This is a genomic window from Thiosulfativibrio zosterae, assembly GCF_011398155.1.
Lineage (GTDB): Bacteria > Pseudomonadota > Gammaproteobacteria > Thiomicrospirales > Thiomicrospiraceae > Thiosulfativibrio > Thiosulfativibrio zosterae.
Map to the genome: position 1 here is coordinate 1,911,437 of NZ_AP021888.1, position 24,305 is coordinate 1,935,741.

Sequence of the window (24,305 nt, forward strand, 5' to 3'; positions counted from 1 at the left end):
AGTGTTAATCCTATGAAAAAATCTCTACCAGCTCTTCTCGCCCTCGTGGCATCTTCTCTATTTTTAAATGGTTGTTCCACCCAAATGAAGGTGCGCAGCATTGAACCGGCCGAAGTGGATAGAGCCGCCTCTTTAAAACGCATTGCGGTGCTGGACTTTAAAGCGGATTCTCCCGGGTTGAGTGGCAAAATACAAACCAGCCTGTCTCAAAAACAAATCGAAGGCCAAACTTTTTTTACCGTGGTTGACCGCAAAAACCTAGATAACACTTTAAAAGAACAAAAGCTGCAATATAGTGGACTCGTGCAAGAAAAACAATCCGTTGAACTCGGTGAAATGCTGGGCGCTCAAGCCTTAATTTCTGGTGAGATAACTTCTGCCACGCACAGCGACAGTCGCTATTATGAAAAACGCTACCGTTGTTTAGACAAAGCCTGTAAGCAAATGCAAGAATATGCAGTGCATTGCACCAGCCGCACCTTTCATTTAGGCGCAACTGTGCAAATGGTGGATGTTCAGCGCGGCGATATTGTGACCAGTCAATCCTTGGCACAACAAAGCGATTATAAACATTGCCAAGACGATAACCGCAACCTGCCCAGTGAATCTCAAGTGCTAGACCAATTAGCCAATCGCATGGCCAATAACTTTACTCGCAAACTGACGCCAAATTACATTTATCGCTCGCTAGACTTGCTCGATGACCCAGACATTGATTACAGCAGCCAACAAAAGAAAACCCTTGAAAGCAGCTTGGCGTTTATCGAAGCCAATCGATTAGATAAGGCAGAAACCCTGCTGGGTGAGCTGTTTCAAAGCACAGGTGGCAAATCCTATGTGGCTGCCTATAATTTAGGGGCGGTTTACGAAGCCTTGGGGCAATATGATGAGGCAAAAACTTATTACAACATTGCCGATCAATTACAAACAGAACCGGTTGATGAAATTAATGCCGCAGTGAATCGAATAGACAGTGTTATCCAAAAGCGTGAAGCCGCTCTACAGCAAATCAGTCGCTGAGGTTGCCATCATGAAAACGCATTTAGCCTCACCTTTATTTGCTTTAAGTCTCCTGTCGTTAGCTTTAATGGGTTGCCAATCAAGCCCTGAAAAACCCAGCTCTGTAGCACCCACATTGATTTCAGCCCAACCCAGCTGGGTACTACAACCACCCACGGATACAGCCGCGGCTCTGTATGGGGTTGGTTCGGGTAAAAACCGTACTGACGCCATTCAAAATGCCCTAGCGGATTTAACCGCTAAATTAGGCGTAAAGGTGAATGCACAATTTACCTCACAGCTGACCGTGAAAAACCGTGGCTTTGAATGGGTGAAACAAGATGCACAAAAAACGGTTTCCACGCAAAATGAAACCATCACTTTATCGCAATATGATGTGGTCGACACTTACCAACCCTTGCCAACTCAGGTAACGGTATTGGTTAAAACCGACAGGCAACGCTTAGCGCAAGACACGCAATCATCCTTACAAAAAGCGATAGCTTCTGCGCCTTGGCAGCAAACCAATTGGCAAACCCAAGGGGTCATCACCCATTATCAATTAGCGGAAAAAACCCTAAGCGCTCTACCCCAATACCAGCGTGAATTGTCGCTGTTAAAAACGCTCACACCGCAGCAAGATTTTAACGACCTAGATGCTTATCCCAGCTTAGTTGAAAAAACTTTTTTAGCCGCTCAAGCGGCGCTGAGTTTTGAAGTGGTCGCCAAAGATAAAATCAGTCAACCCTATGCCGAACGGCTAAAACAACACTTAGCATCTGCTCAGTTATTAGCCTCTCCAGCGAGCGCTAGATTGGAAGTCAGCGTTTCGCAAACAACGGATAGTGCTTATGAGTTTAAAGTCGTCAGAGCAAATCTACAGTTGAATGCCTACGAAAAATCAGGGTTACAAGCGGGTCGTCAATTTCAAATTAAGGGTCAAGGTTTGCAGGAATCACAAGCACAGAATCAGGCCTTGTTACGCTTTGAACAACAATTACAGCAAACCCCGCTCATGGAGTTGCTCGGGATTAAACCGGTTTCACAGTAAGCGTTTTTATTTTTAGAAAAGAAAAAACCAGCGCAAGGCTGGTTTTCTTATTTTGAGTAAACACTGTTTTTTGCCATGTCATGGATATGCGTAGCGCTTATCCGTGGGGGGCATTTCGGGATTTTTAGCAGCCTTCATTTGCTTAGCTTGTTGCTTGACCAAGAGCTCAACTTGCTGCTTTAATTCCTCTACTTGTTTCAAGCCATCCGACATTTCTGTCAAAGACTTTTTTTGAGCGGAACTTTGCTGCTTAATAATATTGTCTTGTTTAGCGACTTTATTCTCTAAAATCCGCACTCGGGTACTGATACTGGCGGCGTCTGCCACTGGATACCAGAGCAATAAGCCAATCAGCAACCAACTGCTTAATTGTATTTTTTTCATTACGATTCTCCCTAACAAGAACCTGTCTTTTTCTTTCATAAAGTTTTGATTCTTAGCTGACCGCTGGAATTAACTTTGTGACAATTAATATCCACCGAGTGAACGACATTTCATGCCTTGTCCACATAATTCAGCGGCATCCACCGGCTCTTTATAACAAGATCCATCTGTGCAGCTGCTATAAACAAAGGTGTTTCTAAAGAAGCTTTGGTCAATATAAACTTCTAATACGGTTTCGTAGTTATTGTCTGCCATAGGGGTGATAGAAACCACTCGGGCACCACGCACCATTGCATTCACTCTGGCTCTAAAACTGTCATTTTTGGCCGTTAAGGTAGAAACTGCTGTATTACTGTCTACTTTAATACCATATAACTGTTCTGCCAAAGCACGATACGCATCCAGCTTAGAAGAACGGATTGCCATTAAGCGTCTTTGTCCTGGTGTATAGGCTTCATAAGTGCTTTCGGCACCATAACCGATACCGGTAATTTTGATAAGTTCTGGTTCAACCACTCTTTGAGGCATAGTTTGCATTGGTTCGGGTGCAGGCTGGGCCATAGTCGGCTGAGGTGCCGAATTGGCAACATTTTGATGCACTTCTTGATAAATGACTTGTTTACTGGCATCGTCTTGCGCAGATTTATCTGAATTGAACATACATCCACTTAAAACAATAGCACTGGCCAATCCAGTCACCATTAATATCATCTGTTTTTTCATCACAGTTTCTCCGTTTTACTCAAAATAAGAAGGTTGTGGCGACTCTCAATAAATCACCTTAGTAGTTTGATGCTTCATCCTTTAAGGTCTAAGCGCATCGACTTTATAAATTTTTCCTGGCATTAAGTGTGCTGGAATGGGTTTACTTTGATAATAAGCTGGCTGCTGATAAGTTGTCCCCAAAAGGGTACAGCCGCTTATTAAAATTGTGCTAAACAGTAAACCCAAACGCTTCATGTCACACACTCACCTTTATGGTTATTTAAGGATATGAACCATCACGATTATTGTTGTAATCAAATCCTGGCACGGTGTATTGGTAAGCATTTGATCTTTTAGGCGCTTTTTCAGCTTCTAATGCTTCCGCCTCTGCTTTGGCCAGGGCTTTTTCTTTGGCTTTTTCAACTTTTGCAGCAATGACTTCTTTTTCTACCGTTTTAACACTGGTGGCTAATGAGCCATATTGCGCTTGCATGTCTTTTAGGCGTTTATTCACTTCAGCAATTCGAGCTTGAGCAGTGACAATTTGAGCACTCACTTTTGAGAGTTTTTCACCAACCTCAGGATCTGGCTGAGCCATGACAACCGGAGCAACTGGTGCCGCTTGGTAAGCCATTGGCTGAACTTTTACTGGCGCAGCGTGCGTATTACCATGTGTGTTGGTTACATGTGGGTCAGCATGACCATTTGCTGGCGCATGAGGGTCTGCGTGAGTGGCCTCTTGCGTCAAATTCAATTCCATCGGTGCAGGACTTTTGGCTAAATGATCCAATTGATTCAGGTCATTATTGATTTGCTCTAACTGGAAACTGAGGGCATCAATTTTTTTCTCAACCCCTTTCATCAAGTTGCTAGACTCAGAAGCCTTTTGGGTATTTTGTTGAGTACCTACCTTAATGTCTTCCAACATTTTGCTAGATTCTTCGTCTAATCCCTTACCGGCTGCAATTGCCGCCCAAATACCCATCGCTATCCCAATAATAGCCAGAGTACTGAGCACTGAGCCAAAGATAATAATCAGTTTTTTTAAGCCATCCATTTCTGCCACCGTCAATTCTGAATTGTTTTGCTGTGCCGCGCTGGCGGCTGCTCGTTTTTCTAAAAAGCTTTGTGAGTCGTTATCTGTTATGGGCGCAGGCGGTTTTTCCACCACAGGTGGCGCCTCCACCTCTTTTACGGGCGCAGGTTTCGCGATTTCAACCGGAATATCCGGCACATCAGCCAACTCTTCAGTTGCCGATAATTCTGACTCCAAATCATCCAGTAAAGAATCCGTAGGATCATCTTCGAGAGAATCCAATTCGGAAAATGCCTCCGGTTCCTCTTCAGGCAACTCCGGAGCCGGCTTAGATTCCACGATAGATTCAATCTCCGCTTCATCTAAGAGGGCATCAATACTGTCTAAGTCATTGGGATCAATTGAATCCAGTGCGTTAGCCATGCTTCACCTTTAAAAGATTTTGTTTGCACAAAACCTTCAGTTATCAATTCATTCAAACCAACACTGCTTAATTAAAAAGTTTTTAGGGGTTTTGTTGGGTAAAGGAACCCTTATCTAACCAATAAAAACTGGGGGTCAATTGGATGTTTTTATCAACATCCCATTGCACCTGCCCTAAAGAGGTTGGCATTTGCTGTAACGGCGAAGCTGTCATTTTTTGAACAATTTCTGCCGCCACTTGGCCTAAAGCATAAAAAATGCCAACTGTGTGAACGGAGCTATTTAAAGTCTCTTTATCAACCGTTTCAGCGGAAGTAAGAGGCAATTTAGCCGTATCAAAGGAAGATTGAGAGGGATTGGCAGCGATGGTTGCAGCGACCTGATCAACATAGAACTTTGGCAACATCGCTTGTGTTTCTTGCCAAAAAGGCAAGTTTGCGGAAAAAATTTCCACCGAGGGAAGTCCTGTGGGCACCCAAAGATGCGCAACAGAATTTAAATGGTAAAAACTTAAAATAGGAGAAACTTGCATCGCACTGCGAAACGGTAAAAAAGACAGGACCAAGTCTATATCTTGCCGAGCCCTGACCCCTTCTTCTAAATGCTCATCTAGGGTCTTTTGCAACCAAACACGACGAGACTCTGACAACAATGCGCCCAAATGCTGCTCTAGCGTTTGGTCAATACTGACCTTGATTGGCGCTTGAAGCACTTCATAGCTCATATCAGGCGGAAGCTGGGCTTGTGCTTGCAAAAAAGCCTGCGTTTGCGCCAATTGGTTTCCCGCAGACAATAACAAAACCCTATGAAAGCCATTTTTTTGGATTAATTTAACCAGGCCTGGTATTTGTGCCGTTCGACTGGGGGTGAAATATTTCACATAACTGTGATTAGTGGTGATCTCATTAAGCATTAAGGTCGGAATTTGAGTATCAAAAGCGGCAAACTCTTGAGCAAACTCAGGTCTTAGTGGACCAAATATAAAACTGGGTTTGATGAGTTTAACCAATTCCCATAACTCAAATGCGTTGTCATAAATCGCGGTATCGATTACCTGTAACTCTTTATCTGGAAAACCCGATTTTAGTCCAGCCAAAACCTGCTCACCTGCCGCTTGATAAGGACCTGATAAAGGCAATAAAATCAAAGGGTTTTCGGGCTTAAACTCAAAAGCTTGTTTAGCAACCTCGGGCGTGCCCTCTTGTGCTTGACTATAAGCATCAAGCTCCCCCAATCTTGCTTGCAAAAATGGCGGGATGGGATTTTTATGAATTTCTGTCAAATAGGCACGAACTTCTTGCAGCGCTCCATTTTTTTGCGCCAACTCAGCTTTGAGCAATAAAATTTCTAAATCTAACCAAAGAATTTGCTGACCCGCAGAGTTAGCAACCCTAGATTCAGGAGTTTCCAAAACGTCAGCTGCTAAGCAAGGCGTAAAAGATAAGGCAATAGTTGCCGTTAGCCCATATAACCAATGTTTTTTACGCCCTTGAAAATCTATTTTCATAAAGTCTTAATTTCTCAATTGATGGATTAAGCTAAAGATCTCGATACAATTTCATAAACATCTTTGGATAAGTTTTCGGTTGCCAAAATTGACTCTAGTGCTTGACGCATTAATAAACGACGCCCAGAATCATAACGCTTCCAATGAGATAAAGGAGCTACCAAACGCGATGCAATTTGTGGATTAATGCCATTCAACTTAATGACCTGTTCGGCCAACAATTGATAACCTGTTCCAGAGGCTTGATGAAACCCTACCCAATTTAAACGACCAAACACCCCCAGCACACTGCGCACACGATTTGGATTGGTATATTTAAAGTCTGGGTGCTGTAACAACTGGTTAATTTGCGCCAAAATATCTGGCACTTGAGCCGCTGCTTGAATAGAGAACCATTTATCTAACACCAAGCTATCTTTAGACCAATCTTGATAAAACGCCTGTAAACATTTTGCACTATCAGCCGTTTGATGATGGCTTAATACCTCTAGGGCACTCAGCACATCGGTCATATTCGATTTTTGTTCAAATTGGTTCACCGCAATGGCTAAATTCTGTGGCAATTTAGCCAAATACTTCAAACAAACATTTTTTAATTTACGCTGTGCAATGGCTTGTTTTTCATAACGATAAGGTTCGTTAACCTGAAGACTCTCGTAGGTTTGCAATAAGGCTTGTGAAAACTTTTCTGCCAAGGCCTGCTGTGTAAATTGATGTACTGCCTGGATAGCTTCCAATGGTATTTCTGTATATTGATCTGCCACATAGGTCATTTCCGGAAGCGTCAAAGCTAATGCTTTCAAAGATAAATCTAAAGAGGAATCCGCCAACACACTGGCAAAAGCGGCCGCAAAACTGGGCAATAAAGTGAGCGGTTGTTGCTGTTGATAAGCCGAAACACCCTGCTCCATAGAAGCTAAAGCTAAGGCTTGCATTGACTCCCAGCGCACAAAAGCATTACTGTCATATTGCGCCAACACCTCTAATTCTGGCAACGCATTAGGGGTTTTTAAAATAATCGGTGCTGAAAAATCACGCAAATACGAGATGACTGGATATGTTGCCACCTGCTCAAAGATAAAATCTTGCTTAGGTTCAGTCAACTTAAGCAACCAACTATCGCCTCTCTCTTCAAGGCTATTTTTGTCCTGGACACTTGGCATAAGCGTTAAAGGCTGACCGTCATAACCCATAAAACCAATTAGCACAGGAATCATCAACGGCTGCTGCGGCACCTTACCTTTAAGGGTTTGCTCCAAAGAGAGGGTTAAGGTTTGCAATTTGGCGTCGTAATGGGTTTTTGCGGTTACCACAGGCGTACCCTCTTGGACATACCATGCCTGCATTTGACTTAAATCTACATGATTCGCATCGGCCATCGCATTTCTAAAATCTTCAACCGTGACCGCTTGTCCGTCATGACGCTGAAAATATAAATCCATCCCTTTACGAAAACCATCTCTGCCCAGTAAAGTTTGATAAAGCCTAACAACCTCAGCGCCTTTTTCATAAACGGTCATGGTATAAAAATTATTCATTTCAATATAGGATTGCGGTTGGATGGGATGCGCCATAGGACCGGCATCTTCAGGAAATTGATTGCTTCTTAAACGCTTAACATCCTCAATGCGCTTTACCGGAATGGACAACATATCACCGGTAAATTCTTGGTCTCTAAAAACCGTTAAACCTTCTTTAAGGGTTAACTGAAACCAATCACGGCAAGTCACGCGATTGCCAGTCCAATTATGAAAATACTCATGCGCAATCACCGACTCTATGCCTTCATAATCCACATCTGTTGCGGTTTCTGGCTTAGCCAATACAAACTTAGAGTTGAAAACATTTAGGCCCTTGTTTTCCATGGCGCCCATGTTAAAGTCATCAACGGCAACAATCATATAAATATCTAAATCATAAACAAGACCATAGCGTTCCTCGTCCCATTGCATGGATTTCTTTAAAGAAGCCATGGCATGGTCACATTTATCAATATTTTGCGGCTCTACATAAATGCGCAGATCCACTAAACGACCATCCATCGTTTGATAAGTGTCTTGAATCAGCGATAGGTTTCCCGCCACCAAAGCAAAAAGGTAGCAAGGCTTTTTGAAAGGGTCATGCCAAACGGCATAATGCTTGCCATCAGGCAAATCACTCGCTTCAACGAGATTACCATTAGAAAGCAAGACCGCATTTTGTGATTTGTCAGCAATAATTTTGGTGGTAAAAAAACTCAAAACATCAGGACGATCTAAATAATAAGTAATGGTTTGAAAACCTAAAGCTTCGCACTGAGTGCAATAATTGCCACTGGTTCGATACAAGCCCTCTAAAGAGGTATTATTTTGCGGGGCACACTGGGTGACAATTTTCAATTCAAACGCATCTAGGCTAGGGGATAAGGTTAAAAACTCATCATCAAGGTCGTAATCCTCGGCGGATAAAAGATTCCCATTAATCCAACATTCTAATAAAGTGATTTTTTGCCCGTTCAGCACCAGACGACGATCATCAGAAGCGTTGGGACTAAAGGTCATCTGCATGACATTCGTCACTCGGGTTGCTAGAGGGTCTAAATCAAAGGTTAATTCAATTGAATCAATCTGATAGTTTGAAGGTTGATAATCTTTTAAATAATGCGTTACAGGCAATGAACTTGACATGATGATTCCTAATAGGTGTACTCTACAAACAAAAAAGCCCTTCTAGTCGTTGTTGAATAGAAAGGCTTTCTAAATCCTAAGAGGTAAAATTCTTAGGGTTTTGATCAACTTAAAATCTGATGATTAATAAGAAAACTCAGCACGACGGTTTTGAGACCAAGCTGCTTCGTTTTGCCCCATGGCGACTGGGTTCTCTTCACCATAAGAAATGGTGTTGATTCTACTTGGGCTAACCCCTTCAGCAATTAACGCATTTTTAACTGCATTAGCACGACGCTCACCTAAAGCTAGGTTATATTCACGAGTACCACGCTCATCACAATAACCTTTAATGGTCACGGTTGCAGAAGCATTCATAGACAAATAATCAGCGTTCATTTTTACGACACTGTAAAACTCAGATTTTACTTCTGAACGGTCAAAATCAAAATTAACTACTTTACCTTGCAGAGCTGCAAATAAGTCACTCGCTTTTTGTGCAGCAGCTGCCGCTTCTTGTGAAGCAATTGCTGCATCTTCTGCAGCCTTAACTTCTGCTGCTTTCGCATCTGCTTCTGCTTGAGCGGCGATGGCTTGAGCTTCGGCAGCCTGAGTTTCTTCAGCAGTTGGAGTAGAGCTACAGCCCACCAAAACAAAACCTAAAAAACCGACTACAAATAATTGTTTCAACTGTGTTAAAGACATGATGCCTCCTGATTAATTAAATATACAAACAATGCTGATTAATATAACTGAAATTACCACAAATTTTGAAATATTTTATGGTTTTAACCCTGAAATCTGCAATTTTTGAGACTTCATCGGCTGGTTAATACGAATATAGACAAGGATAAAAAAGAATAGTCACTTTTATAAAGCTAAATTTTTGAGTCGATCGATATTTAACACATTCACTTCTTTTTTCTTCCAAGACAAAATGTCATCCTTAGCCATTTTCGCCATGACCCTTGAAACCGTTTCAGGGGTCAAGTTTAAGAAAGATGCGACTTCTTTGTGCAGAATATTCAAACGAAATTGGGTATATTGATAGCCTCGAAGCTGATATCGCTCAACCATGGTCCACAAAAAGTAAGCGACTCGTTGGTCTGCACTCTTTTTGGTTAGCAATTCATTGTGAATTCTGCCATCAACAATATCACGACTCATGATGGCCAGAATGTGGGTGTATAAATTAGGAACCATTTTAGATAAATCTTGTAATTGCTCCATCTCAATAGAACAAACACTGGTGACATCCTGGGCGACCGCATTAAATAGATGCACTTTATCTGCCAAGGCTTCTGAACCTACAACATCACCCGGCAAGTAGAAACCATGGATAATTTCTTCGTCGTTGTCATTAATAGAGTAGATTTTAACCATGCCAGCTTTGATGGCATAAAGAGATTTGAATTTATCACCTGCTTTAAAGAGTATTTCTCCTCTATCAAGCGTAGGCATTTTATCGACCACTTGCTCTAAGCGTTCAACATCGGAACGGAAAAGCCCTTTGGGGAAACAAATTTTTTGTAAACCACACTGCAAACAGTTAGAACGATTGCCATTAAGATTTTCAGTCATCTAAACCCAACATTTTGTACTACGCGAATAATGCAACTATTTTACTTGATTTAAATCAAGAATAGTTTGTTAAATAATTAATAAATTCTTTCTTTAGTGAATTAAGCCCAAATGAAATATCAAAATGCTTTTTATCTTTTGATAAAAAATTTTTAATCATTTCCTGTAAAAAACCTTTCATTTTTTTTGTCATGACCTCCTTATATTGAGTTGAAAAATCCAACTGCTTAATTTTTAATCAGCCTCACAGCTTATCCCTTTTTATGAGCTTTTTACCCAGCTACCACAAAAAAACTCACACACTTATCCACAGCTAATGTGGATACTTCACAGCCCTTAAAAAATCAATAATTTAGAAAAACAAACCCTGATAAACCATTTAAAATCAACAACTAACAATCTTTTTGTATAATGCAAGTTAACTAAAAAAACTAATATAGAGCTATCAACTGTCAAGCACTTTTTAAACTTTATTCACTTATGCAAACCACCGGACCCTCTTGCTTTTTATGCTAAAATTTGCGCCATTTAAAATTGTCTATTTTTAAGGGGTCTAATGCCATGTCAAAAATATTGGGTATCGGAAATTGTGTGCTAGATATCATTCTAAGTATCAATGACTACCCCGCTGAAGACTCAGAGGTCAGGGCTAATAAAAAGACCCTGCAAGTGGGTGGAAATGTTGCCAACACGCTTTATGCCTTGAGCCAACTTAAGCATGAAGTTGCCATTTGTACGACTTTTGCAACCGATGATCAGGCAAAATGGATCACCAAAACCCTCCAAGAAAGAGGCATTAACACCGAATTTACCCAAAAGTTCATTCAAGGTGCAACTCCCACCTCCTACATCAACCTCAGTCAATCAAATGGAAGCCGCACAATTGTGCATTATCGCGACCTGCCAGAGGTTAGCTTTGATTTTTTTGCGAAAATTGAAATTGAAGACTTTGATTGGTTGCATTTTGAGGGGCGTAACTTAGAACATCTACCAGGCATGCTTAACATAGCCAAAACTTTTTTAACACATCAGCCCATTTCTCTTGAAGTCGAAAAAGACCGAATTGGCATAGATGCCATCTTGACTCAAGCCAATGTGATTTTTTTCTCACACCATTTCGCCAAGCAACGAGGCTTTAAGGATGGCGCAGAATGTTTAAAAGCAATGCGACAAGCCGCTCCGCAAGCCCATTTAATTTGCACTTGGGGAGAAAATGGCGCTTGGTTTTCAAGTCCAAATCAAACGGTCAATCATCATCCCGCCCAGCAAATTAAAGTCATCGATAGTCTTGGGGCTGGTGATGTCTTTAATGCAGGTGTGATTAACGCGCTTGCCGCAGGAAAAGCTTTAGCTTATGCCGTTAAAGATGGCAGTGACTTGGCCGCTCGTAAATGCCAACAAATAGGGCTGGACAACTTACTTGCCCCCTTAGCGGTTAAAAAACCCATTGCTAACTTTAAACAACTCAGCAATGCCAAAACTCTAGTGGTTAAGGCACTGGGTCAAAAGCACGGGGTTGTACTCATTAAATATGAAGATGAAGTCAGGGCCTATGTGAACAATTGCCCGCATCAGGATGTGCCCTTAACGGAAGCCTACAAAATTGATGTTAATCCGTTTGAAAAAACCATGAAATGTTCGGTACACGATGCTTTTTTTAAAATTGATGATGGAGAGTGTGTTGAAGGCCCTTGCTTGAACGATTACTTGCAAAGTTTAGAAGTGACTCTTGAGGAAAACGGTGATATTTATCTAAACGACTGAAAAAAAAACGCCCAAACTCAATTGCATGAGTTTGGGCGGTTTTTCTTGGTTTTGCAAAATCATGGCGATTTTTTGACCGTAAAGTTAGAGGTTCCTTTGACGAAATGCCTCATATAACGCAACGCCAGCCGCAACAGACACATTCAAACTTTCAACACTGCCTTGCATTGGAATCGCAGCTAGGTAATCACAAGTTTCTTTGGTCAGTTTACGCAAACCAGAACCTTCTGCCCCCATCACCAACCCAACAGCGCCTTTAAAGTCCATCTGATAAATGGTTTTGTCGGTTTCTCCGGCCAAGCCCACCATCCAAACACCCGCTTGCTGTAAATCTTTGAGTGTGCGCGTTAAATTATTCACTACGATTAACTTAACGGTTTCTGCCGCACCCGACGCCACTTTACGAACGGTTGGGTTAATGCCTACCGAATTATGTTTAGGAATAATCACTGCCGTAACACCCACGGCATCAGCAGTTCGCAAAATAGCGCCAAGGTTGTGTGGATCCTGCACTTCATCTAAAAACAAAAACAAAGGATTGCTGGATTTTTCTAAAATCTCTAACAAGTCTGCTTCTGTTAAATCGTCTTGTTTCGCAACTGTCGCGACAACACCTTGGTGCAACCCTTCAAATTTATTAAAGAAAGCTTTCGTCTCAAATGACAAGGTTACACCGAGTTTTTTAGCCTGGTCTTGTAATGCTTGCTGTCGTTTATTCATAGGCCCTTTTTCAAAGACCATTTGATAAATTAAATGCGGCGATTGTTTTAAAAACTTTTCAACCGCATGCAAGCCATAGATTTGCTCTTGCTTCATTCGCCAGAACCTACTGATTTTTTGCTACGCGAACGCCCGCCTTTTCCACGGTAGTTACGATTACGACCTTTACGAGGACGCTTCGGCTTTTCATTACCCTCATTAGAGTCAACTTCTGAAGCGTCAGCCTCATCATTAGATTCAAAATCTTCTGCATTCGCTGCTGAAATAAATTTTAAATCCACTTTACGATCATCTAAGTTGACTTGCGCAACCTGTACTCGAATCTTGTCTCCCAAACGGAAAACCTGACCTGTTCTTTCACCTTTTAGACAATGGCGCGCATTGTCATAATGGAAATAGTCTTCACCCAACTCTGTAATATGCACCAAACCTTCTACATAGAGGTCGGCCAATTCTACAAATAAACCAAAATTGGTTGCAGCAGTGACCACGGCTTCGTATTCTTCACCCAAGCGGTGAGATAAATATTCACATTTTAAGAAAGTCACCGCATCACGCGTGGCCTCATCGGCACGTCGTTCCATATCCGAACAATGTTGCCCTAAACCAACCATGGCAGCTTCTGAGTGTTCAAAAGCTTCAACCGGTTTTTTAGTCCATACATGACGAATGGCACGGTGAATTAATAAATCAGGGTAACGGCGTATGGGTGAAGTAAAGTGCGTGTAGTACTCATAATTCAAACCAAAGTGACCTTTGTTTTCAGGCTGATAAACCGCTTGCTTCATGCTGCGCAACAAAACCGTTTGAACCAAATGTTCGTAAGGCTGGCCTTGCACCTTTTGAGCGATCGCGGCAAAATCATGAGCGGTTGGTGCTTCTTCGCTGAAATCCATCTGCACACCAAAATCCCCTAAAAAGGTTCTTAAGCTGGCTAACTTTTCTTCACCGGGCGCTTCATGCACGCGATACAACATCGGTACTTTGTGCCACTTTAAGAAGCGTGCTGTCGCGACATTGGCCATCAACATACATTCTTCGATAATCTTGTGAGCTTCATTGCGCACTACCGGAATGATTTTTTCGATTTTGCGTTCACCATCAAACACAATACGCGTTTCAGTTGTTTCAAACTCTAATGCACCGCGCTCTTCTCTGGCTTGTTTCAGCACTTGGAACAAACCATTTAAGGCATCCAAATCATCTAAAAACTCAGCAAAGGTTTCACGGTGTGGACTATCGGGGTTATGTAAAATGTCATGCACTTGGTTGTAGGTTAAACGCGCTTTTGAGTTCATCACCGCTTGATAAAATTGCGTGCGCTCCAACTTGCCGGTATCGTCAATATACATATCGCAGACCATACATAAACGGTCAACTTTAGGATTTAATGAACACAATTCGTTAGAAAGCTTTTCTGGCAACATAGGGATAACACGTTGCGGAAAATAAACCGAAGTGCCTCGCTCAAACGCTTCTTTATCTAAAGCAGAGCCCACTTTCACATAATGCGAAACATCCGCAATCGCTACCACTAAACGCCAACCATTTTTGCGACGCTTAGCATAAACCGCGTCATCGAAATCTTTAGAGTCTTCTCCATCAATGGTGACCAAGTTCAAAGATCGCAAATCTTTGCGATCTTCCAAATCGGCTTCGGTCAATTCGTTTGGAATGGCGTCCAATTCCGCCAACAATTCTGGGCTCCATTCATTGGGAATGCCAAATGCGTGGATAGCGGTGTCAATTTCCATGCCTGGCGCCATATAGTCACCAACCACTTCAATGATTTTACCGATGGCACTGGTACGTTTGGAGGGGCGATGTAAAATCTCAACTAAAACAATTTGACCTTCTTGCGCCGATAATAAGCCATCATTTGGCACAAAAATATCTTGTGCAATTCGATTGTTATTGGGTTGCACCCATGCCAAACCATCTTCAAAATGCAAACGCCCCATGATTTGTTCGTGAGTATGCTCTAATACTTCAACAATCAAACCTTCACGACGACCGCGCTTATCCAAACCGATCACCGAGGCTAGCACCTTGTCGCCATGGAAAACTTTGTGCATTTCCGTGTCTGACAAAAATAAATCATCTCCGCCTTCATCAGGCACCACAAAACCAAAGCCAGCTGGATGACCGAGCACTTTACCTTTGATTAAGTCCATTTTGTGAATTAAGGCAAAACAACCACGGCGGTTACGCATAATTTGATTGTCGCGCACCATGGCTTTTAAACGACGGTTTAGGGCTTCAAAACGCTCATCATCTTCAATGGCTAGCGTGTCTGCGATTTGCTTAATACGAAGAGGTTTTTGGGTTTTTTCTAGAAGCTCAAGAATAAATTCTCGGCTTGGGATGGGGTTCTCATATTTATCTGCTTCTCTTGAAGCGTGTTGATCTTGCAAGGGTTGTTCTACCATATCAAGGCCTTGATTGTCGCCTTGTTGTATTTTTTCTTCAGTCACTAGACTCTCTACTTCTCATTTTGGGAGTATTTGCCAGTTTGCCTTTTCAAGTTCTAAAGTGCTCTAAAAAGCACCAGGCCTGGTCAAATTTACTCATTTTAGTGGCATTTTTTTAACTAAAAATGCGGTTTACTTTCTTGTTTTGGGTTGGCGCCTTTCTCACGAAATTAGAACTGCAACTTCCAACGAAGGGCGCGAACCTTTAAATAGCAAAAAGTCCCAAACTGGGTGGGACTTTTAAAATTGCTTTTAAAAACAGTTTATTATAACTCAATTTAAGATTTAACAATGCAGATTGTCAAATCCGCGTGTTATTAAACCAAAACATCAAGCTCTGAACGCTCTTCAGGGGTATAGAGCTCGCTTGCCAATTGATTAATCGCGCCTTGAATCGCTTCTTCCAATACGGGATGATAGAAAGGCATTTTAACTAAATCTAAAATCTTCATCTCTTGCGCTACCGCCCAAGTTAACAGGTGCGTAAAATGTTCCGCGTGTGGCATCACCATTTCTCCACCTAATAACTTTTTGGTGTTTTTATCCGCATACAAACAAATCACACCATGATCTTCACCCATCACGATGGCACGACCATTGTTACGCTCTAAATTAAAGTTAGAGATCAGAGTTTCTTCCAGGTTTAAAGTTGAATAATGCTGGCCAAAAAAACCAATCTGCGGATCGGTAAATGCAATACCTAAAGGCGTTTTGCGCTGATAAGGCGTTACCTCAGGATAGCTCATGGCATTTAAAGCCGCCATTCTGCCCTCATAGCCTGCCTCATGCAAAATGGGACGGAACACATTCACATCACCGGCAATAAAAATGGGGGTATCTTCAATTTGCATGGTGTGAATATTAAAATTAGGCATACCGCGCTCGTTAAGCGTCACCCCAATATTCTCAATACCAATTTGATCGATATTCGGGCGACGACCCAAGGATGCCAAAACCGCATCCACTTCAAAAGATCCTGCAGAGGTGGTGACTCTGACTCCGGTTTCAGTATTTTCTAAATTTGCAGCTTCGCCCAAGTAAATTGGAAACTCTTTGCTGATCAACTTAACCGCTTCTTTAGACGCTTCTGGGGATGCGAGTCCACCTATGGTATTGAGCATTTCAAACCCGATGACCTCCACCCCCAAGCGCGACATGGCTTGCCCAAGCTCTAGACCTATAATTCCCAAACCAACAACGGCAACTCTTTTGGGCAAGGTTTCTAACTCAAAAATTTCATCACTGGTTAACAATTTATCACCCAAAGCCAGCCAAGGACCCGGAACAACGGGACGAGAACCTGTGGCAATAATGATGCGCTCTCCCTGAATAATTTCACCATTCACCTCCACTTGATTAGCAGACACAAACTTGGCATACCCAGAAATCAACTGACCTTCTTTTAAGGTTTCAGTAGAAAAAGATTTAACGCCCCCAGTAAAACGATCTCTAAACGCTCGAACCCTTTTCATCATCGCAGGCACATCGGCAGTTAATCCTTGAGCACCTTCAATGCCAAAAGCCGCCATTTTATGGCGCGCATTAAAATGTTCTGCACAATGGATTAAGGCTTTTGACGGCATACAGCCCACGCGCGCGCAAGTTGTTCCGTAATGGCCACCGTTGATCATGACAAAATCATCTGTGGTTTTGCGAATAATTCCCATGGCTGTTAAACCCGCAGAACCTGCCCCTAAAATAATGTATTTCACTTGACGCATCTTTGTTACCCCCTAACATTAAGCACTAATATTAGGACATTCTACAACGATTAAAGGCACATAAATAGCTTCGTCAAAAAAACTTAATATACCCACCCAAAAGAGAATTTATTTTAAGGTCAGAAACTTTTGCAGTAGAATGCAAGTAACTTAACTTTTAGAGTGGTTCTATGCCCCTAGAAAACAACAAAAAACACTGCCCTTGCTTCAGCATTGTCTTACCCATATTTCTGTTGTTGATTTCTAACCTAGCTTTTAGCGCCACCAATTCTGCGGCTAACAACCAAAATCTTAAACCTATTCAAGACATCCCCATATCCATAACCAAGCGCATCCAAGAACCTTTTTTTGGTGATTTAAAAGCGCTGAGAGAAAGGCGCATTATTCGCGTTTTAGTCAGCTATAACCGCACCAATTTTTTTGTTACTGAAAAAGGCTATCGCGGATCTGAATATGATCTGCTCAAAGGCTATGAAAACTATTTAAATCGAGGCCCGCTCAAACAAAGATATCAAACCCAATTGGTGTTCATCCCCCTTCCTTTTCAAGACCTACTCACACAACTACAAGCCGGCAAAGGCGATATGGTCGCCTCTGGGATTACGGTGATTCCAGAGCGCAAAACACTGATCGACTTCACCGAACCCTATATCTTTAATGTCCGCGAAATTTTAGTTTCTAATAAAAACGCGCCGCCCATCAAATCATTACAAGACTTGTCTGGCAAACAAATTGTTGTGGTGGCAAACAGTAGCTACATTATTCACTTAGAAGCCTTTAATCAAGCCCTAGCCAGACTGGCTTTACAACCTATCGAAATTATCAAAGCGGATGCCCTTTTAGAAGCCGAAGATATTTTAGAGATGGTCAATGCAGGGATTTATGACTACACAGTTTCGGACAACCATATCGCTTTGGTTTGGGGCAAAATCTTAGACAATATGGAAGTGCATCAAGACATTATTTTCCACTATGAGGGAAAAATTGCTTGGGCCATCAATAAAAATAAGCCTGAGCTCAAAAAATCGCTAGACACTTTTATTGAAAATCACGCGAAACAAGGGCGGCTACTTGGTAACAGCGTTTATAAAAAATATTTTGAAGAGACCTACTGGATCAAAAAACCGCTCACGCATAATTTACTTAGTAAAGTGGATTGCTTAAAAACCTACTTTCAGCTGTATGGCGACTTTTATGGGTTTGACTGGCATTTGTTAGCTGCCCAAGGGTACCAAGAGTCGCACTTTGAGCAAAACAAAAAAAGTCCGCGTGGCGCAATCGGTATTATGCAAATAAAACCTTCAACTGCGCGTGAAAAATACATAAAAATCAATAACATTCATCTGGTTGAAAACAATATTCATGCGGGCGTGAAATACATGGCTTTTTTACGAGATGTTTATTTTCAGGGCGACCAATACACGCCTGAAGACAAAGTCAATTTTGCGTTAGCGGCCTATAATGCTGGACCCAATCGAATCAGAAACTTTCAAGCCCTTGCCCAAGAAGCCGGCCTTGACCCACACAAATGGTTCTACAATGTCGAAAATATTGCGAGAAGCCGTGTCGGTCAAGAAACGGTTAATTATGTGGCCAATATTCAAAAAACAAAACTGTTTTTACGCGCCTCAAAAGAGCTCGATTTTAAACGCCAACTGCATTTAGACAAGCTCACGGAAGCTCACCAAGAAAACCTAGCCCAACAGCAACCCTAAACCTACTTGAGTGCATTTTGTAGTCTTGTGCACAACGACAAACTTGAGCAAAGTTTTCTAAAGCGAGTTGGACATGACCGATAAACGAATTTCACTGACCACATCAGGTGCAATTAAGAGTTCTTGCTGCGCATTTTCTGACATTTCTCGCACTTCGGAGCCCAAATAGGTATCAAAAGAAACCTCGCTAACGATGGCATTGGCTAATTGAATAATCGCGACTAAAGTGCGTACTTTTTCATTAGCAATTTTTGAGAGGTCTTTCTGATGATGTACTAAAATCACCTGAGAAAACACATTATCTAAATTCCACTTTTTGGATATCAGTAGACCATAAACATTATGTGACACTTTATAACGCTGAGCCTCTCTTGCCAAACCGCTGTAGCAATGAGTAATGGTTTTGTAAAAAAAGTCTTCATAATCATCAAACTTCATTGCCAAAATAAACGCACCGGCATTATGAAAAAGACCCGCCAAATAAGCCTCATCGGCATCCACACCATCAACCCAACGACTCACCGCTGCCGACACACGAGCAATATCTAAGCTGTGATCGATTAAGGCATCAAAAACATGACCTTTGACTTGTGCCTTAAAGCCCAATCCAATCACCAAGTTTTTAACTCGCCCAACACCTAGAGCGTCTAATGCTCCCTTAATACTCTTAACTTGATCCGCGCCTTTACGCAAAAAAATTGGCTGATTAGCCAACTTAATCACCTCCCCCGAGAGCACTGTATTGCGCTCGATAATACTCGCTACCTCTTGCATATCGGGAAACTCGGTTGAAGAGAATAATCTTTGTAACTCAACAATTTCTGCCGGCATCATCGGTATCTCAAAACCACTCATCATTTGATGCGCCAAAACCATCTGTTGCTTTAAATCCATGAATTAAGTTACCTTTTAAATCATTAACACTAAATATCAAGCCATTATAAAAGATTGAAATCCGCACACCCGGATTAATTTATGTAAAAACACTCACTTGGAAGTCATCGACTTTCAAAACCCTGTACAAACCCACTGGCAAAATTGATTTTTAAGTGATTCTAGGTTAAGCTAAACAGCGTTTTAAACCATTTTTATTATCTAAAAGAGAACGATCAAATGAAAAGACTAGATCAAGTATTAGCGAGCGAAGGCGTTCCAGCGGAACTAGAGCTTGTTATTGACCACGTAATGATTGCGTGCAAAGACATCGCTTACAAATTAGGTCAAGGCGAATTAGCAGGTATTCTAGGCGCAACTGAAGACGAAAACATCCAGGGTGAAACGCAAAAAATGCTTGATGTTATTTCAAACGACTTGTTAAAAGACATTCTTTGCGACAACCCTTATGTTAAGGGCGTTGGTTCAGAAGAAGAAGACTATACTATTGCTGGTAACCCTAACGGTAAATACCTAGTAACTTTTGACCCTTTAGATGGTTCTTCTAACATTGATGTTAACTTATCTGTCGGTACGATTTTCTCTATTCTTGAAGCCCCTGCAGATGACCGTACCGGTGACGATCAAGGCGTTTTCTTACAAACAGGTCGTAAGCAAGTTGCTGCAGGTTATGTTCTTTACGGTCCTTCAGCCTTATTGGTAATGACCACTGGTAAAGGCGTGAACTTATTCACTCTAGACCGCAATGTGGGTGAGTTCGTTTTAACGAAGTCTGGCATTCAAATTCCTGAAGATACTGCAGAGTTTGCTATTAACATGTCTAACCAACGCTTCTGGGAACCAGAAATGAAACAGTACATTGATGACTGTTTATTAGGTGAAGAAGGTCCATTAGGCAAGCGTTACAACATGCGTTGGGTTGCTTCAATGGTTGCAGAAGTTCACCGTATCCTTATCCGTGGTGGTATTTTCATGTACCCTTACGACAAGCGTGATCCTTCAAAAGCGGGCAAATTGCGTTTAATGTACGAAGGTAACCCTATGTCTATGATCGTTGAACAAGCCGGTGGCGCTTCTTCTACGGGTCGTATGGATATTATGGATGTTCAACCAAAAGGTATTCATGACCGTGTTCCAGTCGTTTTAGGTTCTAAAAACGAAGTGGCTAAAGTGGTTGCTTACCATAAATCATAATGGATTAAATCCATAAATCTGAAACACCCGCTTCTGGCGGGTGTTTTGCATTAGAATTCTCAAAAAATTATATAAAGGAAACTCTCATGGGCTATTCAGCAGTTCCAGCCGGTAAAGATGTACCGAATGATGTTAATGTGATTATCGAAATCCCAGCGTTTGCACCGCCAATCAAATACGAAGTCGACAAAGAAACAGATCTTGTTTGGGTTGACCGTTTACAAGGCGCCACCATGTCATACCCAGCTAACTACGGTTACATCAACGACACCTTGTCTGACGATGGCGATCCAGTGGATGTATTGGTCGTGACACCTCATCCATTGATGATTGGTTCAGTCATTCGTTGTCGTCCAATTGGCATTTTCCACATGACTGACGATGGCGGACAAGATGCTAAAGTGATTGCCGTGCCCGTGCAAAAACTAACGCCTATCTACAATCATGTTGAAAAAGTGGAAGACATTCCATTGCTGAAAGAACAAGTTGAGTTATTCTTCAGCCATTACAAAGATATTGAACCAGGTAAATGGGTTAAAGTGGATGGTTGGGGCGATATTGAAGCCGCTCGTCAAGAAATCCTAAATGGTGTTGCGGCGTTTAAAGCTAAAAAATAAGCTTTATACCTCTGTGCAATGACCTACAAAAATGCCCTCAATTGAGGGCATTTTTATTTATTGCCTTCAGGTCAATTACTTTAAAACCTTATACTTGTAGACAAAAGTGCCAAAGGGAATCAAGGAAGCAAAAAATCCCAATACCGCTTTTACGCCACTCAAATGCCCTTTTGCCGCATACCCAAACAACACCGCATTAAACGCCAAGAACAAAACCCCATGAATGGGGCCAATTAACTTGACTGCTTCAGGCATATCAAAGTGATATTTCAACGGCATCGCAATCAACAGTAACACCAAAAGTGATGTGCCTTCTAACAAAGCCATAAAGCGTACAAAACTTAACATTACTGCGCTCCTTTACCACTGATAGACACATGATAATGCGGATCTTCTGACACATTCACTTCAATTAAATCCTTAGCATCTTGCAATAACACCTGGCACTCAGGACTTAAGTGTTTTAGGGTAATTTTTTTACCCAGCGTTTGATATTTTTGCGTCAAGCTATGTATTGCTTCAATCCCGGTGTGGTCATAAACACGCGAATGCATGAAATCAATCGTCACACAATCAGGGTCATTTTTGGCATCAAACAAGTCCATAAAGTTTTTTGCGGAAGCAAAAAATAACGGACCATTCACTTTATAGGTTTTAGTGGTGACACCCTCAACCTCCTCTAAAGAGGTTTCTAATAAAATACGCTCTGCATGCTGCCATGCAAACACCAAAGCCGCAACAACGATACCGGCAATGACTGCAACAGCCAAATCAAATACCACGGTTAAAACCGTTACCAACACCATTACAAAGGCATCAGCTTTCGTCATACCGCGCATAATGTTCCAGCTAGACCAGTTAAAGGTTGCAATCACCACAAAAAACATCAAACCAACCAAGGCACCAATCGGCACCATCTCAATTAAGGGCGATGCAATCAACACAATCACCAGCAATCCTAAAGCCGCTGTCACGCCAGACAAACGCCCTGTACCACCCGATTTGACATTAATCATAGACTGACCAATTAACGCACACCCCCCCATGGTGCCAAATGCACCAGCCGTGCAATTGGCTGCGCCTAAAGCGATACATTCTTTATTGGCTTTGCCACGCGTTTCGGTAATGTCATCAATTAAGGTCATGGTTAATAAGGATTCTACGGAACCGATAATGGTCAAAATAATCGCATAGGGCAACACAATCCAAAGGGTTTCCAAAGACCAAAAGTTTGCTGGCAAGTCCATAAACCAACTCAAGCCCTGAAAGCCACCTGCCACACCATCACCGTAAACCAAAGATTCTAAAGTGCCCGATACTGACGCCTTATCGCCTACGGTAATCGCATTAATATCAAAAAACACCACCGCAACCGACACCAGTACTATGGCTGCTAAAGCAGAAGGGATGGCTTTAGTCAGTCGAGGGAGCAGATAAATAATGGCCAAAGTCGCCACAATAATGGCAATCATAATATTCAAACTTTGCCCAGTTAACCACTCGCCATCGGCGGTTTTAAACTGGGTAAACTGCGCAATTAAAATAATCAACGCTAAGCCATTGACAAAGCCCAACATGACCGAACTGGGCACCATGCGAATAAACCGCCCCCACTTCATCACGCCTATGAATATTTGAAATGCCCCCATCATAATGACGGCTAAAAATAAAAAGGAAGCGCCATGCTCCATCACCAAATGCATCATCACCACCGCCAAAGAGCCTGCGGCGGCGGTAATCATGCCGGGGCGACCGCCAAATATTGCGGTAATCATGCCCACAATAATAGCGGCATATAAACCCACTAAAGGGTGAACGCCAGCCACAAAAGCAAAGGCCACCGCCTCTGGCACCAATGCCAAAGCAACCGTAATACCCGATAAGGTGTCGTTTTTGTAAACACGCCAATCGAAATTGGCTTGTGGTGTTGGATTCATGCTAAAACTTCCTTTCCTAAAATTTAACGCATGATTTTAACAGAATGTGGCTAAAATAGGGCAGCAACCCCAACACAGAATAGAACTTCAAGAGGAAAAAGGCATGTGGATTCACCATATTGGCGAAATTGCGATTGGATTATTTGTATTATTATTTGCTGCGCATTTTGGTTTACATTTTTTATTTAAATGGCAAAAGCACCGTCGTCAGGCAGACGAACACAAATCTGAAAATACCCAAGAAAAGTAAAAAAAAGCCGCTAAATTTAACCAGCACCCTAAAGGGCATAAAGCCTGGTTGTTTTTAACGGCTTTTTTAGGTTTAAAACGGTTTTAAATGGCGTAATTAAACCAAATAAGTACAGCAGTAATCCGCAACGGTTTTGACTTTAATACCAAACTTAGAATGGGCAGGCACTTCAAAGGTTTCACCTGCTGGAATGGTTTGCCATTGCGTTTGGCCAGGCAATAAAACTTCAACTTCACCGGCTAACATTTCCATGATTTCAGCGGCATCTGTCCCAAACTCGTACTCACCTGGCATCATGATACCTAGGGTTTTATAAGAACCATCCGCAAAAATAACCTTACGGCTAGTTACCTTACCTTCAAAATACACATTGGCTTCACGCACAACGGTGACATTGTTAAATTCAGACATGTTTTTTCCTTTTTGTAAATTGCTGGCGAATTATACCCAAACTTAAACCGACTCAGGTGTTTTTAAAGTTTTGGCCACCAAGCGTTTTACAATCGGTGCAACCACCACCACTATCGGGAAAGCAATCGCCCAAGTGGGAATCCACGCAGATAACCAACGCATCACAAAATGTTCAACCAACCCTAAATTAATCATGGTAATAAAAAACGACATAATAAAAGACATTAAAAATGACATATAAAAAGCAAACACCACACCTTGGTATTTTGGATGAATCATA

General features: G+C 41.9%; 23 protein-coding genes. 7 read left to right on the plus strand and 16 right to left on the minus strand.

Annotated elements, in window-relative coordinates; genetic code table 11:
- The first annotated feature begins 12 nt into the window (after nt 1-12).
- Together THMIRH_RS08845 and THMIRH_RS08850 are read left to right on the plus strand one after the other, a co-directional pair.
- Complete coding sequence (locus THMIRH_RS08845; RefSeq protein ID WP_173291745.1) at nt 13-1,020, plus strand: CsgG/HfaB family protein; 1,008 nt, start codon at nt 13-15, stop codon at nt 1,018-1,020.
- Between the two features lie 10 nt (nt 1,021-1,030).
- Nucleotides 1,031-2,050, plus strand: a complete 1,020-nt coding sequence (locus THMIRH_RS08850) for an LPP20 family lipoprotein (protein ID WP_173291746.1) — start codon at nt 1,031-1,033, stop codon at nt 2,048-2,050.
- A gap of 78 nt (nt 2,051-2,128) precedes the next feature.
- Here the strand turns inward: THMIRH_RS08850 and THMIRH_RS08855 are convergent, their stop codons facing one another.
- The 8 genes from THMIRH_RS08855 to THMIRH_RS12085 form a co-directional block, all read right to left on the minus strand.
- Nucleotides 2,129-2,434 (minus strand): hypothetical protein, encoded by a 306-nt coding sequence (locus tag THMIRH_RS08855; protein ID WP_173291747.1) that lies wholly within the window; start codon nt 2,432-2,434, stop codon nt 2,129-2,131.
- An 84-nt stretch (nt 2,435-2,518) separates the two neighbouring features.
- Nucleotides 2,519-3,157 (minus strand): LPP20 family lipoprotein, encoded by a 639-nt coding sequence (locus THMIRH_RS08860; protein WP_173291748.1) that lies wholly within the window; start codon nt 3,155-3,157, stop codon nt 2,519-2,521.
- Between the two features lie 262 nt (nt 3,158-3,419).
- Complete coding sequence (locus THMIRH_RS08865; protein ID WP_173291749.1) at nt 3,420-4,598, minus strand: hypothetical protein; 1,179 nt, start codon at nt 4,596-4,598, stop codon at nt 3,420-3,422.
- Between the two features lie 82 nt (nt 4,599-4,680).
- Nucleotides 4,681-6,105, minus strand: coding sequence for a type 1 periplasmic-binding domain-containing protein (locus THMIRH_RS08870; protein ID WP_173291750.1), 1,425 nt, complete (start codon nt 6,103-6,105; stop codon nt 4,681-4,683).
- Between the two features lie 26 nt (nt 6,106-6,131).
- Nucleotides 6,132-8,771 carry an aminopeptidase N gene (gene pepN, locus THMIRH_RS08875; protein ID WP_173291751.1) on the minus strand — a complete coding sequence of 880 codons (2,640 nt, stop codon included), beginning with the start codon at nt 8,769-8,771 and terminating at the stop codon, nt 6,132-6,134.
- 123 nt (nt 8,772-8,894) lie between these two features.
- The gene (gene pal, locus THMIRH_RS08880) at nt 8,895-9,455 is read right to left on the minus strand and encodes a peptidoglycan-associated lipoprotein Pal (protein WP_173291752.1); all 561 of its coding nucleotides are present in this window, start codon (nt 9,453-9,455) and stop codon (nt 8,895-8,897) included.
- 165 nt (nt 9,456-9,620) lie between these two features.
- Entirely contained in the window at nt 9,621-10,331 is a 711-nt protein-coding gene (locus THMIRH_RS08885; RefSeq protein WP_173291753.1) for a cyclic nucleotide-binding domain-containing protein, read from the minus strand.
- A gap of 55 nt (nt 10,332-10,386) precedes the next feature.
- Nucleotides 10,387-10,524: a hypothetical protein gene (locus THMIRH_RS12085; protein ID WP_207710566.1), complete on the minus strand. Its 138-nt coding sequence runs from the start codon at nt 10,522-10,524 to the stop codon at nt 10,387-10,389.
- A 368-nt stretch (nt 10,525-10,892) separates the two neighbouring features.
- Between THMIRH_RS12085 and THMIRH_RS08890 the strand changes: the two genes are divergently transcribed.
- Nucleotides 10,893-12,095, plus strand: coding sequence for a PfkB family carbohydrate kinase (locus tag THMIRH_RS08890; protein ID WP_173291754.1), 1,203 nt, complete (start codon nt 10,893-10,895; stop codon nt 12,093-12,095).
- Nucleotides 12,096-12,179: 84 nt separating this feature from the next.
- On the opposite strand, the gene rlmB is transcribed toward THMIRH_RS08890, so the two are convergent.
- The 3 genes from rlmB to THMIRH_RS08905 form a co-directional block, all read right to left on the minus strand.
- Nucleotides 12,180-12,911: a 23S rRNA (guanosine(2251)-2'-O)-methyltransferase RlmB gene (gene rlmB, locus THMIRH_RS08895; protein WP_173291755.1), complete on the minus strand. Its 732-nt coding sequence runs from the start codon at nt 12,909-12,911 to the stop codon at nt 12,180-12,182.
- Complete coding sequence (gene rnr, locus THMIRH_RS08900) at nt 12,908-15,244, minus strand: ribonuclease R (protein ID WP_173292466.1); 2,337 nt, start codon at nt 15,242-15,244, stop codon at nt 12,908-12,910. The genes rlmB and rnr overlap by 4 nt, the downstream gene beginning before the upstream one ends.
- 359 nt (nt 15,245-15,603) lie before the next feature.
- On the minus strand, nt 15,604-17,007 hold the full coding sequence (locus THMIRH_RS08905) for a dihydrolipoyl dehydrogenase (protein ID WP_173291756.1): 1,404 nt from the start codon (nt 17,005-17,007) through the stop codon (nt 15,604-15,606).
- Between the two features lie 170 nt (nt 17,008-17,177).
- Between THMIRH_RS08905 and THMIRH_RS08910 the strand changes: the two genes are divergently transcribed.
- Nucleotides 17,178-18,722, plus strand: a complete 1,545-nt coding sequence (locus THMIRH_RS08910; protein WP_173291757.1) for an MltF family protein — start codon at nt 17,178-17,180, stop codon at nt 18,720-18,722.
- Nucleotides 18,723-18,779: 57 nt separating this feature from the next.
- On the opposite strand, the gene THMIRH_RS08915 is transcribed toward THMIRH_RS08910, so the two are convergent.
- Nucleotides 18,780-19,616, minus strand: coding sequence for an HDOD domain-containing protein (locus THMIRH_RS08915; RefSeq protein WP_173291758.1), 837 nt, complete (start codon nt 19,614-19,616; stop codon nt 18,780-18,782).
- 219 nt (nt 19,617-19,835) lie between these two features.
- Between THMIRH_RS08915 and THMIRH_RS08920 the strand changes: the two genes are divergently transcribed.
- A complete protein-coding gene (locus THMIRH_RS08920) occupies nt 19,836-20,810 on the plus strand; it encodes a class 1 fructose-bisphosphatase (RefSeq protein ID WP_173291759.1) in 975 nt (324 codons plus the stop codon).
- 86 nt (nt 20,811-20,896) lie between these two features.
- Nucleotides 20,897-21,427, plus strand: a complete 531-nt coding sequence (gene ppa, locus THMIRH_RS08925) for an inorganic diphosphatase (protein WP_173291760.1) — start codon at nt 20,897-20,899, stop codon at nt 21,425-21,427.
- A 75-nt stretch (nt 21,428-21,502) separates the two neighbouring features.
- On the opposite strand, the gene THMIRH_RS08930 is transcribed toward ppa, so the two are convergent.
- Nucleotides 21,503-21,775: a DUF3817 domain-containing protein gene (locus tag THMIRH_RS08930; protein WP_173291761.1), complete on the minus strand. Its 273-nt coding sequence runs from the start codon at nt 21,773-21,775 to the stop codon at nt 21,503-21,505.
- The gene (locus THMIRH_RS08935; RefSeq protein WP_173291762.1) at nt 21,775-23,364 is read right to left on the minus strand and encodes a SulP family inorganic anion transporter; all 1,590 of its coding nucleotides are present in this window, start codon (nt 23,362-23,364) and stop codon (nt 21,775-21,777) included. The genes THMIRH_RS08930 and THMIRH_RS08935 overlap by 1 nt, the downstream gene beginning before the upstream one ends.
- A 103-nt stretch (nt 23,365-23,467) precedes the next feature.
- Here THMIRH_RS08935 and THMIRH_RS08940 point away from each other — a divergent pair, with 103 nt between their 5' ends.
- The gene (locus THMIRH_RS08940) at nt 23,468-23,614 is read left to right on the plus strand and encodes a hypothetical protein (RefSeq protein ID WP_173291763.1); all 147 of its coding nucleotides are present in this window, start codon (nt 23,468-23,470) and stop codon (nt 23,612-23,614) included.
- 96 nt (nt 23,615-23,710) lie between these two features.
- Here the strand turns inward: THMIRH_RS08940 and ppnP are convergent, their stop codons facing one another.
- Complete coding sequence (gene ppnP / locus THMIRH_RS08945) at nt 23,711-24,025, minus strand: pyrimidine/purine nucleoside phosphorylase (RefSeq protein ID WP_173291764.1); 315 nt, start codon at nt 24,023-24,025, stop codon at nt 23,711-23,713.
- 42 nt (nt 24,026-24,067) lie between these two features.
- Nucleotides 24,068-24,304 carry a DUF2798 domain-containing protein gene (locus THMIRH_RS08950; RefSeq protein WP_173291765.1) on the minus strand — a complete coding sequence of 79 codons (237 nt, stop codon included), beginning with the start codon at nt 24,302-24,304 and terminating at the stop codon, nt 24,068-24,070.
- Between the last annotated feature and the right edge of the window lies 1 nt (nt 24,305).